Raw genomic sequence first — 16118 nt, forward strand, 5'->3', positions numbered from 1 at the left:
GGGCTAAACGTATCACCGAAGCTGTGGACTGTTCTTACGAACAGTGGTAGGAGAGCGTTCTAAGGGCTGTGAAGCCAGACCGTAAGGACTGGTGGAGCGCTTAGAAGTGAGAATGCCGGTATGAGTAGCGAAAGAGGGGTGAGAATCCCCTCCACCGAATGCCTAAGGTTTCCTGAGGAAGGCTCGTCCGCTCAGGGTAAGTCGGGACCTAAGCCGAGGCCGAAAGGCGTAGGCGATGGCCAACAGGTTGAAATTCCTGTACCACCTCCTCACCGTTTGAGCAATGGGGGGACGCAGAAGGATAGGGTAAGCGCGCTGTTGGATATGCGCGTCCAAGCAGTTAGGCTGACAACGAGGCAAATCCCGTTGTCGTGAAGGCTGAGCTGTGATGGCGAGGGAATTATAGTACCGAAGTTCCTGATTCCACACTGCCAAGAAAAGCCTCTAGCGAGGTGAGAGGTGCCCGTACCGCAAACCGACACAGGTAGGCGAGGAGAGAATCCTAAGGTGAGCGAGAGAACTCTCGTTAAGGAACTCGGCAAAATGACCCCGTAACTTCGGGAGAAGGGGTGCTTTTTAGGGTGAATAGCCCGGAAAAGCCGCAGTGAATAGGCCCAGGCGACTGTTTAGCAAAAACACAGGTCTCTGCGAAGCCGCAAGGCGAAGTATAGGGGCTGACGCCTGCCCGGTGCTGGAAGGTTAAGGGGAGAGGTTAGCGCAAGCGAAGCTTTGAACCGAAGCCCCAGTAAACGGCGGCCGTAACTATAACGGTCCTAAGGTAGCGAAATTCCTTGTCGGGTAAGTTCCGACCCGCACGAAAGGCGTAACGATCTGGGCACTGTCTCAACGAGAGACTCGGTGAAATTATAGTACCTGTGAAGATGCAGGTTACCCGCGACAGGACGGAAAGACCCCGTGGAGCTTTACTGTAGCCTGATATTGAATTTTGGTACAGCTTGTACAGGATAGGTAGGAGCCTGAGAAGCCGGAGCGCTAGCTTCGGTGGAGGCGTCGGTGGGATACTACCCTGGCTGTATTGAAATTCTAACCCACAGCCCTGATCGGGCTGGGAGACAGTGTCAGGTGGGCAGTTTGACTGGGGCGGTCGCCTCCTAAAATGTAACGGAGGCGCCCAAAGGTTCCCTCAGAATGGTTGGAAATCATTCGTAGAGTGTAAAGGCACAAGGGAGCTTGACTGCGAGACCTACAAGTCGAGCAGGGACGAAAGTCGGGCTTAGTGATCCGGTGGTTCCGCATGGAAGGGCCATCGCTCAACGGATAAAAGCTACCCCGGGGATAACAGGCTTATCTCCCCCAAGAGTCCACATCGACGGGGAGGTTTGGCACCTCGATGTCGGCTCATCGCATCCTGGGGCTGTAGTCGGTCCCAAGGGTTGGGCTGTTCGCCCATTAAAGCGGTACGCGAGCTGGGTTCAGAACGTCGTGAGACAGTTCGGTCCCTATCCGTCGTGGGCGTAGGAAATTTGAGAGGAGCTGTCCTTAGTACGAGAGGACCGGGATGGACGCACCGCTGGTGTACCAGTTGTCTTGCCAAAGGCATAGCTGGGTAGCTATGTGCGGAAGGGATAAGTGCTGAAAGCATCTAAGCATGAAGCCCCCCTCAAGATGAGATTTCCCATCACATTAGTGAGTAAGATCCCTGAAAGATGATCAGGTTGATAGGTCAGAGGTGGAAGCGCGGTGACGTGTGGAGCTGACTGATACTAATCGATCGAGGACTTAACCTAAATAGAAATGCGGAAGAAGCCCGTTCAAATCCATAGGGAATTGGAGCGATCGAAAGGAAGTCGTTCTTTGACTTCTTTGAGAGAGTGAAATTACCGTAGGATTTGGCTTCTGGAGCTGGACAAAGTAAGAACATAAACTCAGTAGAGTGAATTGAATTGTGAATCGTTATCTAGTTTTGAAGGAATATAAAAGTGAAAAAAACACTTGAAATCTTCTTCTAATTTAGTATAATAGTTTTTGTCACATTGTCTGGTAATGATGGCGAAGAGGTCACACCCGTTCCCATGCCGAACACGGAAGTTAAGCTCTTCAGCGCCGATGGTAGTTGGGGGTTTCCCCCTGTGAGAGTAGGACGTTGCCAGGCTTTGGATTGTTCCGCAGTAGCTCAGTGGTAGAGCTATCGGCTGTTAACCGATCGGTCGCAGGTTCGAGTCCTGCCTGCGGAGCCATTGCTTCCATAGCTCAGTTGGTAGAGCACTTCCATGGTAAGGAAGAGGTCACCGGTTCGAGCCCGGTTGGAAGCTTAGATGAAAAGTAAATAAGGCCCATTGGTCAAGCGGTTAAGACACCGCCCTTTCACGGCGGTAACACGGGTTCGAATCCCGTATGGGTCACCATAGTTTTTTCGCGCTAGCGAAAATAACTTACCTTAATGAAAGTCATAAATTAGTATTATTTCGGAGGATTAGCTCAGCTGGGAGAGCACCTGCCTTACAAGCAGGGGGTCGGCGGTTCGATCCCGTCATCCTCCACCATGTTTTTTTGCGCTAGCAAAAATAACTTACCATATGCCGGTGTAGCTCAATTGGTAGAGCAACTGACTTGTAATCAGTAGGTTGGGGGTTCAAGTCCTCTCGCCGGCACTCTTACAAACGGAGGGGTAGCGAAGTGGCTAAACGCGGCGGACTGTAAATCCGCTCCTTAGGGTTCGGCAGTTCGAATCTGCCCCCCTCCACCATTTATAAACAATAAAACAGGTACGTTGAGAAGTTTTATCATAAAAATTGTTTAGTGGATTGTGAATAGTTTCACTAATGAGTGGGTATACTGAAATTAAAGTAATAAAAACTAAAGTTCAGTATGGAACGACAGATATAAAAGGTATAAAGAATACCTAGTAGTCGACGATATTTTCTGTCAGAAATATCACAAAACATCCTCTTACGTTGAGGATTCATGAAGAAGTTTCGAAGAAGCTTATTCATGAAGGTTAATCAATGGGCTATAGCCAAGCGGTAAGGCATCGCACTTTGACTGCGACATGCGTTGGTTCGAATCCAGCTAGCCCAGCCATTAGAGCCATTAGCTCAGTTGGTAGAGCATCTGACTTTTAATCAGAGGGTCGAAGGTTCGAGTCCTTCATGGCTCATTATTTGCGGAAGTAGTTCAGTGGTAGAACACCACCTTGCCAAGGTGGGGGTCGCGGGTTCGAATCCCGTCTTCCGCTCCATACGGCACCATGGGGCCTTAGCTCAGCTGGGAGAGCGCCTGCTTTGCACGCAGGAGGTCAGCGGTTCGATCCCGCTAGGCTCCACCATAAATTTAATAATAATAACTTTGATACATAAAACGATAAACACTGTTTATCGTTTTTTTAATGTATTAAAAGCTGGTGCAAACAATTTAAATATGAGAAATGCCGAAAAAGTATATCTAAATAGCAAAAAACTAGAAACTTTTCTCCTTTCATTCTCCAAAATTTGTTAAAATAATGATTGTGAAAAAAAATGAAACCTTAGTGGTTTCTAATTCGTATAAAAAGAGACCCGCAGAGTGCGGAGGTATGATAAATGGAGACAATAGTAAAAAAACGAATAAAACAGGTGAAAAAAGGTGATCAAAATGCTTTTGCTGAGATTGTCGATTTGTACAAGGATAAAATCTATCAACTTTGTTACAGGATGCTAGGAAATGCGCATGAAGCAGAGGATATTGCCCAGGAAGCCTTTATAAGAGCATATGTAAATATTCACACATATGATATGAATAAAAAGTTTTCTACATGGTTATACCGTATTGCAACGAATCTTTCTATAGACCGTATTCGTAAAAAAAAGCCAGATTATTATCTGGATGCTGAGGTTTCCGGAACAGATGGTTTAAATATGTATTCACAAGTAGCTGCCGATGTAACACTACCCGAAGAGGAACTTGAAACATTGGAATTGCAAGAGACCATTCAAAAGGAAATATTAAAACTTCCGGATAAGTATAGAACTGTAATTGTCTTAAAGTATATAGATGAGCTTTCTCTTATAGAAATAAGCGAAATCCTGAATATACCTGTTGGAACCGTTAAAACTCGTATACATCGAGGTAGAGAGGCTTTAAGAAAACAATTAAGGCACTTATGATGAGGTGATGATAATGAGCTGTTCTTCAGAATATGTTCAACTATTGCATAAATATTTGGATCTTGAATTAACACCAAGTGAGGAAAAAATGGTTAAGGACCATCTTCATACATGTGAGTCTTGTTATCAGCACTTTCATGAACTTGAAAAGGCTGTTGCTCTAGTCAAAAGCACATCACATATTGAAGCTCCTCTTAACTTTACTGAAGCTGTTATGAATAATCTTCCGCGAGAAAAAAGAACTGTTTCATGGAATCGTTGGTTAAAAAGTCACCCACTATTAACGGCAGCATCTCTTTTTATTGTTTTGATGACTGGGAGCTTGCTTTCTGCATGGAATGAAGATCAACATTTTAGTGTATCGAAACAAAGTAATTTAGTTGTTGAAAATAGTAAAGTTATCGTTCCTAAAGATGAAGTTGTTAAAGGTGATGTAATTGTTAAAAATGGAACATTAACGATTGAGGGTACAGTTGATGGAGATGTGACAGTTATAAATGGAGAGCAATTCATGGCTTCTGCTGGTCAAGTAACTGGAGAAATTGAGGAAGTTGATGAAATGTTTGAATGGTTATGGTATCACATGAAATCTGTTTCTAAAGAAGTCGTAGAGGTATTTAACTAGAATGTAGTAAGGATTGGAATTTAGGGTTCTTCTTGACCAGTGACTATGAGAAACAAATACACATGGTTAACAAGAATAAATAGTAAAGGTCATCCACTTGGTGACCTTTTTACATTCCTAATAATGAAGTGATATAATAATAAAGTTACATACACAACAATAAATAGACAATGTCTATTCATAAATAGAGTGAGCTCATGGAGGACGAGTGAATGGGTTATGAGGATTTACCAATATTGCAATACCTCCGTATAGCTGTTGACATTCTCCTTGTATGGTACGTTATCTATAAATTAATAATGGTAGCAAGGGGAACTAAAGCTGTACAGTTGTTAAAAGGAATTACCGTGATTATTGTTGTTCGAATGCTTAGTCATTATTTTGGGCTAAGTACTCTACAATGGTTAATGGACCAAGCAATAACATGGGGATTTCTAGCCATCATCATAATATTTCAACCAGAGCTACGTAGAGCCTTGGAACAATTAGGAAGAGGTCGCTTTTTTTCCAGAAGCGGTCAGCCTGGTGAAGATGATCCTGAAATAATAGTCGAATCTATTGTGAAGGCAACAGACTATATGGCAAAACGTCGTATTGGTGCACTTATGTCGATAGAAAAAGAAACTGGGATGAGTGATTACATAGAAACAGGAATCGCATTAAATTCAAGAATCTCATCTGAGTTATTAATTAATCTTTTTATTCCTAACACACCTCTTCATGATGGTGCTGTTATTATTCAAAAAAATCAAGTGGCTGCGGCAGCTTGTTATCTGCCTTTATCAGAAAGTCCATTCATATCCAAGGAATTGGGTACACGACATCGTGCAGCACTTGGAATCAGTGAAGTTACCGATAGTCTTACAATTATAGTGTCAGAAGAAACAGGAAGCGTTTCTGCTGCTAGAAACAGTGAGCTGCATCGAAATTTAAATCAAGATGAATTAAGAGAGATTTTACAAAAAGAATTACATTCTGCAACAAAAACTGTTTCCTCAAACCGTTGGCATTGGAGGGGGAAAAAAGATGGATAGGTTGATGAATAACCATTGGGTAATGAGGATTATTGCCTTGTTCCTGGCAATCATGCTATATGCATCCGTTAATATAGAATCTGGCTCTCAAGGAGGAACCCAATCAACAAATCCTTTTAATTCTTCTCCCTCATTGGATAAGGCAACTGTCACGGATGTGCCAGTCGTTACATACTTTGATCAAGAAAATCTTGTTGTTACAGGTGTGCCAGAAACAGTTAATGTAACATTAGAGGGTCCAACGGTTGCATTAACAAAAGCAAGGACAGTTAAAGATTTTGAGATATATGCTGATTTAAATAAATTATCAATAGGTACTCATCGAGTTCAACTTAAAATGAAAAACTTATCCGAGGATTTAGAGGCAAGTATTAATCCTTCTACTATCACAGTTTCAATTGAAGAGAAGGTTACAAAGGATTTCCCAGTTGAGGTTGATTTTACAAATGAAGATAAATTAGAGGAAGGATACACACCTGATCAACCAATTGTAAATCCAAACAGTATTCGAGTTACAGCATCAAAAGAGGTTATTGACCGTATCGAAACGGTTCAGGCAACAGTGAATTTAGAAACTGCTAAGGAAACGATTAACCAGGAATCTAGAATTACGATTTATGACAGCGATGGAAACATTCTTCCAGTGGAAGTAGAACCGTCTGTTGTAGATGTTACAGTACCAATTAAAAGCCCAAGTAAAACCCTCCCTTTTAAAATAAGCAGGGAAGGTGAGCTTGAAAAGGGTTTAAGTATCTTAAGTATAGAACCTAATCCAAAAGAAATTACTGTATATGGACCACTTGATGTTCTTGAAAAATATGAATTTCTAGATGGTATAAAAGTAGACCTTTCTGAGATTCAAAAGGATACAACTATAGAAGTGGATGTCCCGGTACCGGAGGGCATCACGAAAGTTAGTCCGGAAAAAATTAAGATTGAAATAGATATCGAAGAGCAACAAGAAAAGGTATTTTCCAGTCAAAAAATACAGGAAGTAGGGCTTTCTGAAGGAAAGGTCTTCGACTATATTGATCCCGATTCAGGAGCAATGGATCTTACCGTTTACGGAGCTCCGAGTGTGATTAATGACATAAAATCAGATGATATTGAATTATATATAAACCTGTCAGATTTAGCGGATGGTGAACATGAGGTGGAAGTTCAAGTTAATGGTCCTCAAAATCTTACTTGGTCATTGCAAAAAGAAAAGGTAAAAGTGAGAATTTCTTCAGCCTCTTAAGGCAGATTTGTATAAAGGAGCGAAACCAATGGGAAAGTATTTTGGTACAGATGGAGTACGAGGAGTTGCAAATAGTGAATTAACACCTGAATTAGCCTTTAAAATTGGTCGATTTGGTGGATATGTTCTAACAAAGGATAAAGAAAGACCAAAGGTTATTATAGGGAGAGATACTCGTATCTCAGGGCATATGTTAGAAGGGGCTCTTGTAGCAGGACTACTATCAATAGGAGCTGAGGTGATGCGTTTAGGTGTGATCTCAACACCAGGTGTAGCTTTCTTAACTAAGGCTCTTGGTGCGGAAGCAGGGGTCATGATTTCAGCATCACATAATCCTGTAGAAGACAACGGAATTAAATATTTCGGTCCAGACGGTTTTAAACTTTCTGATGAACAAGAGCTTGAGATTGAAAGACTAATGGATGAAGAAGAAGATACATTACCGAGACCTGTTGGTAAGAATTTAGGACAAGTAAATGATTATTTTGAAGGTGGACAAAAATATTTACAATTCCTAAAACAGACAGTTGACGAAGACTTTACTGGTATACATGTAGCGTTAGATTGTGCACATGGAGCTACATCATCTCTTGCTACACATTTATTTGCAGATCTTGATGCAGATGTATCTACAATGGGAACATCACCTAATGGGCTAAACATTAATGACGGGGTAGGATCGACACATCCAGAAGCTTTAGCAGCTTTCTTAAAGGAGAAGAATGCTGATATTGGTTTAGCATTTGATGGAGATGGTGATCGCCTCATTGCTGTTGATGAAAACGGTGATATTGTTGATGGTGATCAGATTATGTACATTTGTGCAAAATTCTTAAATAGTGAAGGTCGATTAAAAAAGAACACTGTTGTTTCAACAGTAATGAGTAACTTAGGCTTTTACAAAGGGTTAGAAGAGCATGCTATTAATAGCATTCCGACCGCTGTTGGAGACCGTTATGTTGTAGAAGAAATGAAAAGAAATGATTATAACCTGGGTGGAGAACAATCAGGTCATATTATCTTCCTTGACTATAACACAACGGGTGACGGTCTTCTTACGGGATTACAATTAGTTAATATTATGAAGTTAACAGGTAAAAAATTATCTGAACTTGCAAATGAAATGACAAAGTATCCACAGTTGTTGATAAACGTAAAAGTAACGGATAAACATAGAGTGACTGAAAATGAAAAGGTAAGTGAAATCATTTCTGCTGTTGAAGAAGAAATGAACGGTAACGGCCGTATATTAGTGCGTCCTTCAGGAACAGAACCACTTGTCCGTGTTATGGCAGAAGCTCCAACAGAAGAGCAATGTCGTGACTATGTTAATCGAATTGTTGCTGTAGTAAAAGAAGAAATGGGTATGGAATAAGGCGGGGAAACCCGTCTTTTTATTTAATTTTTCTAGAAACTTGAAGACAAGATTGTGGTAACATTTATAGATTTTTGAACATATAGATAATGTATAACAATTCAAAAGGGTTGTTATAGATTGGAAAAACAATTGACGATTGTTTTTAACTTGTGTATTATTAATTTTGTTAAAAATACTCATACTAGAAAGGAGTACATTCATTATATTAATAACGTATCAATCAAAGCGCCTGAACTAAGTGGTCGATAAAACTTAGTTGACGAGGATGGAGGTTATCGAAAATATCGGCGGATGCCTCCCGGTTGTTCTTGGTTACAGCCGTAAGCTATTCCTTAAAACAGAAAGGTAACTTTTTGAACAAAGGGAATGGTATAGCCTTCCAATAAAAAAAGACATGTGTGAGGGGACAGTGATGTCTCCGTTTGTTTAAAAATGACTTCCTGTCCCTGGTAGCACGCTATGGGAGGAAATGAATTATGTGCGGAATCGTTGGTTATATTGGCAAACAGGACTCTAAAGAAATTTTGTTAAAAGGCTTAGAAAAATTAGAATACCGTGGATATGATTCAGCAGGTATCGCTGCTATGAATCAAGATGGCGTTCATATTTTTAAGGAAAAGGGTCGTATTGCTAAGCTACGTGAAATCGTTGATGAAAAAGTTGAAGCAACTACTGGGATTGGTCATACTAGATGGGCAACACATGGTGTTCCAAGTCAAGTAAATGCACATCCACATCAAAGTACTTCATCAAGATTTACACTTGTTCATAACGGTGTTATTGAGAATTACTCAATCATAAAGCGTGAACATCTAACTGGTGTTGAGTTTAAAAGTGACACAGACACTGAAATTATTGTTCAAGTGATTGAGAAATTTGTTCATGAAGGATTAGAGGTTGAAGAGGCGTTCCGTCAAACGTTATCAATCTTAAAAGGCTCCTACGCAATTGCCTTATTAGATGAGCAAAATCCGGATATGATCTACGTAGCTAAAAATAAAAGTCCACTACTTGTTGGTTTAGGAGACGGTAGCTTTAATGTTGTTGCTTCAGATGCAATGGCAATGCTGCAAGTAACTGATCAATACGTAGAAATTATGGATAAAGAAATGGTATTCGTTGAACGCGAAACAGTTACAATTAAAGATTTAAAAGGTAACGTAATTGAACGTGCTCCTTATAAAGCAGAGCTTGATGCAAGCGATATTGAAAAGGGCACATATCCTCACTACATGTTAAAAGAAATTGATGAACAGCCATTAGTAACTAGAAAAATCATTGCTAAATACCGTAATGAAAATGGTGGTCTAACGGTTGATGAAGATATCGTAAATGCAGTTAATGCAGCAGATCGAATTTATATTATTGCAGCGGGAACTAGTTACCATGCTGGTTTAATCGGTAAGCAATTCATTGAAAATTGGGCGAAGACTCCAGTAGAAGTGCATATTGCAAGTGAGTTTTCTTATAATATGCCATTACTATCAGCAAATCCATTATTTATCTTTATCTCACAAAGTGGTGAAACCGCAGATAGCCGCTCAGTACTAGTGCAAATTAAAGAGCTTGGTCACAAAGCGTTAACGATTACGAATGTGCCAGGATCTACTTTATCTCGTGAAGCGGATTATACGATGTTATTACATGCGGGCCCTGAAATCGCTGTTGCTTCTACAAAAGCATATACAGCACAATTAGCTGTTCTTTCCATTCTTGCAGCAGTTGCAGCTGAAGGAAAAGGCCGCTCATTGGAATTTGATTTAACAAAAGAACTTGGTATTGTAGCAAATGCAATGGAAGTACTTTGTGATCAAAAAGAAGAAATGGAAGAAATTGCGAAGGAATACTTTGCAACAACTAGAAATGCTTTCTTTATCGGACGCTCTGTAGACTATTATGTTGGATTAGAAGGAGCATTAAAGCTGAAAGAAATCTCTTACATTCAAGCAGAAGGTTTTGCTGGTGGAGAATTAAAGCATGGTACAATTGCTCTTATTGAGAATGGTACACCAATTATTGCTTTATCAACTCAAGAACACGTCAACCTAAGTATTCGTGGGAATGTAAAAGAAGTTGTGGCACGTGGTGCAAATCCATGTATCATTTCTATGAAAGGCTTAGAAGAAGAAGACGATCGCTTCGTTCTTCCACTTGTTCATGAACAGCTTGCACCTTTAGTATCAGTAGTACCATTACAACTGATCTCTTACTATGCAGCATTACACCGTGGCTGTGACGTTGATAAGCCACGTAACCTTGCTAAGAGTGTGACGGTTGAGTAATTTTAAATAATAACGAATAAACAAATGTAGTTTTAAAATAAAGATTGATTAAAAAGATAGCCTCGATTCCCGGGGCTTTTTTTTAATTCTTATATAATGCGCCATCCACGACTAAAGAAGTGTCGCTGTCCATTACCGGACGGTGAGATGGTCGGCATAAAAATATTGGCAAGGTCAATACACTTTTTCTAGCTGTAACAGATGCTGTTCAACTAGTAGTACATTATAGAGCAGATGTACTTCGAAAATAACGATAGTGAATAACTTGCAATTGGTATGACTAAAGAATTAAATAATCAGGGAATATATTAAAAACAAATATATAGCTTCAGCCCTTTTTTATCAGGGCTGAAGCCTCCACAGGTCACTTTACAGGGTACAGTTCGATGCATAATGCCTTTTAAGTTTTCTCGTTCTTTTAGTTCGGAAAATACCAAGGTACCCTTTATTTTTGAAATAAAACCCGATCTACAATATCCTGTACTGTCCGGATACGCATTTCAAGAAACTCCTTTTCATCCAAATGGCTACTATAAAATTTATATAAGGCATTTCGATGGGAGTAGAAGAAGTAACAAGATCCTAAAAGGGAAATCAAATAATCGACTGGCTCATCAATGATTCTAATTTCTCCTTTTGTGACTCCCTCGAAGTATAATGCTATAACCTTTTGAAAATAGAGGTTTTGTTCGTATAAATTGTCAAAAAGGCTATTGCCATTATTAACAGCTTGATCCATGATTTTTACAAAAGTCGGGTTATAATGAATAAACGTTGTGAAGTGCCTTATTACAAGTAACATTTTTTCTCTAACAGTTAAAGAAGAGGGTATTTTTAATTCTGTTGGTGCTGCTTTTTTAAATAAATAGTTAATCGTTGATACATAAAGCTCTTCTTTGCTTTTAAAATGATAATAAATTAGAGCCTTATTTACGCCAGCTTCAATTGCAATCCGATCTACTCTTGCCCCTTCGTACCCCTTATCGGCAAATTCAGTTAATGCCGTCTCCAAAATCTTTTCTTTACCAGAAATTGTCTCTGTCATTTGTACTGATCTTCCTTTAATTAGACATTACTAACATGCTTAATTGAATTTTTTATATCAATTTTCTCCGAAACTAGCCAAGCACTCTCATATGCTGGCAATCCTAGGCCTCCACGACCAGACGTAGAATCTCCAACAAAATAGAGGGAATCCACATTCTTACTTTCAAATGGAATGAGTTTATTACCAGTATGTCTTGCAATTCCGTTCACCATTGCCCTATTTATTATTCTTGATCCAACTGTGTGCTGTCTCCATCCGGTATAGACGCTGTCGAGAATTCTTTCTACTGATTTTTTGGACTGCTCTGCATGGCAATCGTCTTGCTGCTCCTGTTTACTTAAAAACTTTAAACACGAGAGTAGCTGCCCGTTATTTGTAACCGATGAAGGAACATTTAAGGTGTAATCATTCATATATACGTTTTCGTCAAGATCCAATATGTTTGTTATATCTTTTCTTAAAGGCTTAGATAGCATTAAATCATAAACATATACAAACTGTGGTGTTTGGTTAAAATAGGGGCTAAGTTCTTCAATTAAAGAATCATTTTTAATCATATTCTCTATAGCTTGAGGAGGCAAGTTCAATACAACATTTTCTGCATATAAGTTTTGTTCCTTTGTTTCAACCCCTACCACTTTTCCATCTTGAATAATAAGCGCTTCGACCTTACAACCTAATTGGATTTCTCCACCGTTTACTAAAATATGTGTTTTTAACTTATCCAATAATTCATCATATGCTGCATATGCAAGTGGCTCGTTGTTTGAATATTCACAGTTTGCAAGCTCGACAAAAGCGTTCATGGAATAACAATCCAATGCTCCATCATAGACGGATAGAGTTGCATATGCCTTGATTACCTTTGCTATAGTTCCATCTTTTATGTTTTCGTTTATCCAATCCTCTACTGTTACATTAGGATCGAACGTTGGCTTTGATTTCACCATTTGGATGAATTTTTTTAAAAACACAAAATGATTCATCATCCCATGAATGGCAGGTGATGTTAGAATACCTGATCCTAAAGGGGTAGATAGTAATTTGCTATCCTTAAAGAGCTTGAATTTAGATAGACTTGCTTTATTATATGTTAAATTAATGTTTAACTCTTTGAAGATACTTTTTACGGGGTGTGCTTTTGGAGCCAAGATGGCATGGGCTCCATAACCTAAGGTAAACCCATCCTTTTTTAAAACGTGTGACCTGCCACCTAAAATTGGTGATCGTTCAACTACTGTGACTTGATGTCCCCTTCCTGCTAATAAACCTGCTGTAAATAACCCACCTAAACCTGCTCCAACAACAAGAACCTTTTTCATTAACATCACCCCATGGAATAATTTGTTAATTATAATTTAGACTAACTAGTTAGTTAAGTCAATAACTAAAATTTATATAATGATTTAACCTGTATTGTTATTACAGTTTTATTAAATATTTTTCAGTGTGACTATATTTGAAGGGATGGGTAAAGATGGCATCCGATATCAACTTCAAAATTCTTAGAAAAAGAAGATTAGAGGAAAAATTAATAATAATGATTGAACAAGTTGAACAGTAAGCATTTGTTCTTTTCTATGAACCTTGGAAATTTAAAGGTGGTTACCTATTAAGGTCTATGAAGAAACGGATAAAGAGCTAATAGTTTGTGTTCAGACTATCTATCATTATATAAATTTTTAGAAAAAAGCGTTTACAAAATAAACTCTTACACTTATAATAATGTTAACAAGTTAAGAATCGTGCTGATGAGTTATTGAGAGACAGCCATTTGCTTTAATAGGGGATTTTATATCCTATTAATGCAGGTGGCTGTCTTTTTCTTTTTCAGCACATTGCATTCAAGTTTTTTATGAAAGAGTATGAAGGGGGATATAACAGTGTCAGCATTTTTAGGGGAAATTATAGGAACGATGATTTTAATTATTTTCGGTGGTGGTGTAGTAGGTGGTGTTGTGCTTAATAAATCAAAGGCACAGGACTCTGGTTGGATTGTTATTACATTAGGCTGGGGGTTTGCAGTAGCATTTGGAGCTTATGCTGTTGGAAGTGTAAGCGGTGCACATTTAAATCCAGCGGTTACAATTGGTTTCGCCTCTATTGGTGCGTTCCCATGGGCAGATGTTCCATCATATATTGCCGGGCAAATGATCGGGGCATTCCTCGGTGCTACGATTGTATGGTTATATTATTACCCACACTGGCAGGCAACGGAAGATAAAGCTGCAAAATTAGCGGTCTTTTCTACAGATCCAGCCATTGCACATACACCTTCTAACTTTATAAGTGAAGTGATAGGTACAGCTGTTTTAATTTTTGGTCTCCTATCAATTGGTGCTAACGAATTTACAGAAGGGTTAAATCCGATTATAGTTGGTTTCTTTATCACAGCCATTGGATTATCACTAGGTGGTACAACAGGTTATGCAATAAATCCTGCACGTGACCTAGGTCCGCGTATTGCACACTTTTTACTCCCGATTGCAGGGAAAGGTTCTTCTAACTGGAAATATGCTTGGATTCCTGTTATAGGTCCAATTGTTGGTGGTGTTCTTGGTGCACAATTTCATCACGCGGTGTTTGTTGGTGGTTCTATTAACGCCCTTTATATTTTAATAGGATTATTAGTAGTAATTGCGTTGGTTGTAAAAGTATCTCACACAAATAAAGGAATTGTAGCAAAAAAACAAGAAATAATGTAAATATATATAACTACGAATTTCGGAGGTAATCATATGGAAAAGAAATATATTTTATCGTTAGATCAGGGTACAACAAGCTCCAGAGCTATTCTATTTAATAAAAAGGGTGAAATTGTTGAGGTTGCTCAAAGAGAGTTTCCTCAGTATTTTCCAAAACCAGGCTGGGTGGAACATAATCCACAAGAAATTTGGAGCTCTATCTTAGCAGTTATTGCAGAAGTTCTTGCTAAAAAAGATATTTCGCCAAAAGAAATTGCAAGCATCGGAATTACGAACCAACGTGAAACAGCAGTAGTATGGGACCGTGAAACTGGAAAGCCTGTCTACAATGCGATTGTCTGGCAATCAAGACAAACAGCAGATATTTGTGAAGAGCTAAAAGAAAAAGGATATAATGATCTTTTTCGTGAAAAAACAGGCTTATTAATAGATGCCTATTTTTCAGGAACAAAGGTTAAATGGATTCTTGACCATGTTGAAGGTGCAAGAGAAAAAGCGAACGAAAGGAAACTTTTGTTTGGAACAATTGATACATGGTTAATCTGGAAACTATCAGGTGGGCAGAAGCATGTTACTGACTATACAAATGCGTCAAGAACACTAATGTATAATATCTACAATTTAGAATGGGATAAAGAAATTTTGGAGATTCTAGATATCCCACAATCGATGCTACCTGAAGTTTGTTCTTCATCAGAAGTTTATGCAGAAACAGTAGATTATCACTTTTTTGGTGAAGCTGTTCCAATTGCAGGGGTGGCAGGTGACCAGCAGGCTGCATTGTTTGGGCAGGCTTGCTATGAAAAAGGGATGGCAAAAAACACATATGGAACAGGTTGCTTTATGTTAATGAATACAGGTGAAAAAGCAGTTCCATCAGCAAATGGATTGTTAACAACAATTGCTTGGGGCGTTGATGGGAAAGTTGAGTATGCTCTAGAAGGAAGTATTTTTGTTGCGGGGTCTGCAATTCAATGGTTACGTGATGGAATTAAAATGATTGAAAATGCCCCACAATCAGAAGACTATGCTTCAAAGGTCGATTCGACTGATGGCGTATACGTCGTTCCTGCTTTCGTAGGATTAGGCACACCTTATTGGGATAGTGATGCACGAGGTGCGGTGTTTGGATTAACTCGTGGAACAACGAAAGAACATTTTGTACGTGCAACCCTTGAATCTCTTGCTTATCAAACAAAGGATGTATTAACAGCAATGGAAGCAGACTCAGGAATTGAACTGAAAAAATTACGCGTAGATGGTGGAGCAGTGAAAAACAATATGCTCATGAATTTCCAAAGTGATCTTCTCAATGTTCCTGTAGAGCGTCCAGTTATAAATGAAACAACAGCTTTAGGAGCTGCTTATTTAGCAGGTTTAGCAGTAGGCTTCTGGAAGGACCGTGAAGAAATTGCCTCACAATGGAAGGTAGATCAATCATTTGATCCTACTATGGATGAGGATCAAAGAAATGAGCTATATGAAGGCTGGCAGGAAGCAGTAAAGGCAACAATGAGCTTTAAGCCAAATAAAAAGGGTAAAAAGCAAACGACTTAATTGAAAATTAAGAAAAACCCTGCTATAATGTATATATCTAAAAGTTAATAAAAAATTGGTCTTGAGACGTTTTGAGGGGACCACAACAAAGCTGTAAAAGGATTTCTTTACAGTTCATGTTGTGGTCCCCTTTTTTGTTGTTTTAC

At 39.1% G+C, this 16118-nt stretch carries 10 protein-coding genes, 10 tRNA genes and 2 rRNA genes (1 of these 22 running past the window's edge); 20 read left to right on the forward strand and 2 right to left on the reverse strand.

Going from position 1 to position 16118, the window contains the following annotated elements; genetic code table 11:
* The 18 genes from D9842_RS21205 to glmS all read left to right on the forward strand — a co-directional run.
* A 23S ribosomal RNA gene (locus D9842_RS21205) occupies nt 1-1748 on the forward strand (it extends 1182 nt beyond the left edge of the window).
* Nucleotides 1749-1997: 249 nt separating this feature from the next.
* Nucleotides 1998-2113, forward strand: a 5S ribosomal RNA gene (gene rrf / locus D9842_RS21210).
* A gap of 10 nt (nt 2114-2123) precedes the next feature.
* Nucleotides 2124-2198, forward strand: a tRNA-Asn gene (locus D9842_RS21215).
* A 2-nt stretch (nt 2199-2200) separates the two neighbouring features.
* Nucleotides 2201-2273, forward strand: a tRNA-Thr gene (locus D9842_RS21220).
* A gap of 18 nt (nt 2274-2291) precedes the next feature.
* Nucleotides 2292-2366 (forward strand) — tRNA-Glu (locus D9842_RS21225).
* A 62-nt stretch (nt 2367-2428) separates the two neighbouring features.
* Nucleotides 2429-2504: transfer RNA gene (locus tag D9842_RS21230), tRNA-Val, on the forward strand.
* A 35-nt stretch (nt 2505-2539) separates the two neighbouring features.
* Nucleotides 2540-2612: transfer RNA gene (locus D9842_RS21235), tRNA-Thr, on the forward strand.
* An 11-nt stretch (nt 2613-2623) separates the two neighbouring features.
* A tRNA-Tyr gene (locus D9842_RS21240) sits at nt 2624-2707 on the forward strand.
* 260 nt (nt 2708-2967) lie between these two features.
* Nucleotides 2968-3042: transfer RNA gene (locus tag D9842_RS21245), tRNA-Gln, on the forward strand.
* 3 nt (nt 3043-3045) lie between these two features.
* Nucleotides 3046-3118 (forward strand) — tRNA-Lys (locus tag D9842_RS21250).
* A gap of 6 nt (nt 3119-3124) precedes the next feature.
* Nucleotides 3125-3199: transfer RNA gene (locus tag D9842_RS21255), tRNA-Gly, on the forward strand.
* An 11-nt stretch (nt 3200-3210) separates the two neighbouring features.
* Nucleotides 3211-3286 (forward strand) — tRNA-Ala (locus D9842_RS21260).
* 253 nt (nt 3287-3539) lie between these two features.
* Nucleotides 3540-4103 carry an RNA polymerase sigma factor SigW gene (gene sigW / locus D9842_RS21265; RefSeq protein ID WP_098798136.1) on the forward strand — a complete coding sequence of 188 codons (564 nt, stop codon included), beginning with the start codon at nt 3540-3542 and terminating at the stop codon, nt 4101-4103.
* A 13-nt stretch (nt 4104-4116) separates the two neighbouring features.
* The gene (locus D9842_RS21270) at nt 4117-4728 is read left to right on the forward strand and encodes an anti-sigma factor family protein (RefSeq protein ID WP_121664204.1); all 612 of its coding nucleotides are present in this window, start codon (nt 4117-4119) and stop codon (nt 4726-4728) included.
* Nucleotides 4729-4940: 212 nt separating this feature from the next.
* Complete coding sequence (cdaA, locus tag D9842_RS21275; protein ID WP_121664205.1) at nt 4941-5762, forward strand: diadenylate cyclase CdaA; 822 nt, start codon at nt 4941-4943, stop codon at nt 5760-5762.
* Entirely contained in the window at nt 5755-7002 is a 1248-nt protein-coding gene (locus D9842_RS21280) for a CdaR family protein (RefSeq protein ID WP_121664206.1), read from the forward strand. Before cdaA ends, D9842_RS21280 begins: the two co-directional genes overlap by 8 nt.
* 28 nt (nt 7003-7030) lie before the next feature.
* Complete coding sequence (gene glmM / locus D9842_RS21285) at nt 7031-8377, forward strand: phosphoglucosamine mutase (RefSeq protein ID WP_121664207.1); 1347 nt, start codon at nt 7031-7033, stop codon at nt 8375-8377.
* Between the two features lie 479 nt (nt 8378-8856).
* Nucleotides 8857-10662, forward strand: a complete 1806-nt coding sequence (glmS, locus tag D9842_RS21290) for a glutamine--fructose-6-phosphate transaminase (isomerizing) (RefSeq protein WP_121664208.1) — start codon at nt 8857-8859, stop codon at nt 10660-10662.
* A gap of 445 nt (nt 10663-11107) precedes the next feature.
* Here glmS and D9842_RS21295 read toward each other — a convergent pair whose 3' ends face one another.
* Nucleotides 11108-11707, reverse strand: a complete 600-nt coding sequence (locus D9842_RS21295) for a TetR/AcrR family transcriptional regulator (protein WP_121664209.1) — start codon at nt 11705-11707, stop codon at nt 11108-11110.
* A gap of 20 nt (nt 11708-11727) precedes the next feature.
* Nucleotides 11728-13032, reverse strand: a complete 1305-nt coding sequence (locus D9842_RS21300; RefSeq protein WP_162987524.1) for a phytoene desaturase family protein — start codon at nt 13030-13032, stop codon at nt 11728-11730.
* A gap of 561 nt (nt 13033-13593) precedes the next feature.
* Between D9842_RS21300 and D9842_RS21305 the strand changes: the two genes are divergently transcribed.
* Nucleotides 13594-14415, forward strand: a complete 822-nt coding sequence (locus D9842_RS21305) for an MIP/aquaporin family protein (RefSeq protein ID WP_121664211.1) — start codon at nt 13594-13596, stop codon at nt 14413-14415.
* A gap of 33 nt (nt 14416-14448) precedes the next feature.
* On the forward strand, nt 14449-15972 hold the full coding sequence (gene glpK, locus D9842_RS21310) for a glycerol kinase GlpK (protein WP_121664212.1): 1524 nt from the start codon (nt 14449-14451) through the stop codon (nt 15970-15972).
* Nucleotides 15973-16118 lie beyond the last annotated feature (146 nt).

Source organism: Metabacillus litoralis, from assembly GCF_003667825.1.
GTDB classification, from domain to species: domain Bacteria; phylum Bacillota; class Bacilli; order Bacillales; family Bacillaceae; genus Metabacillus; species Metabacillus litoralis_B.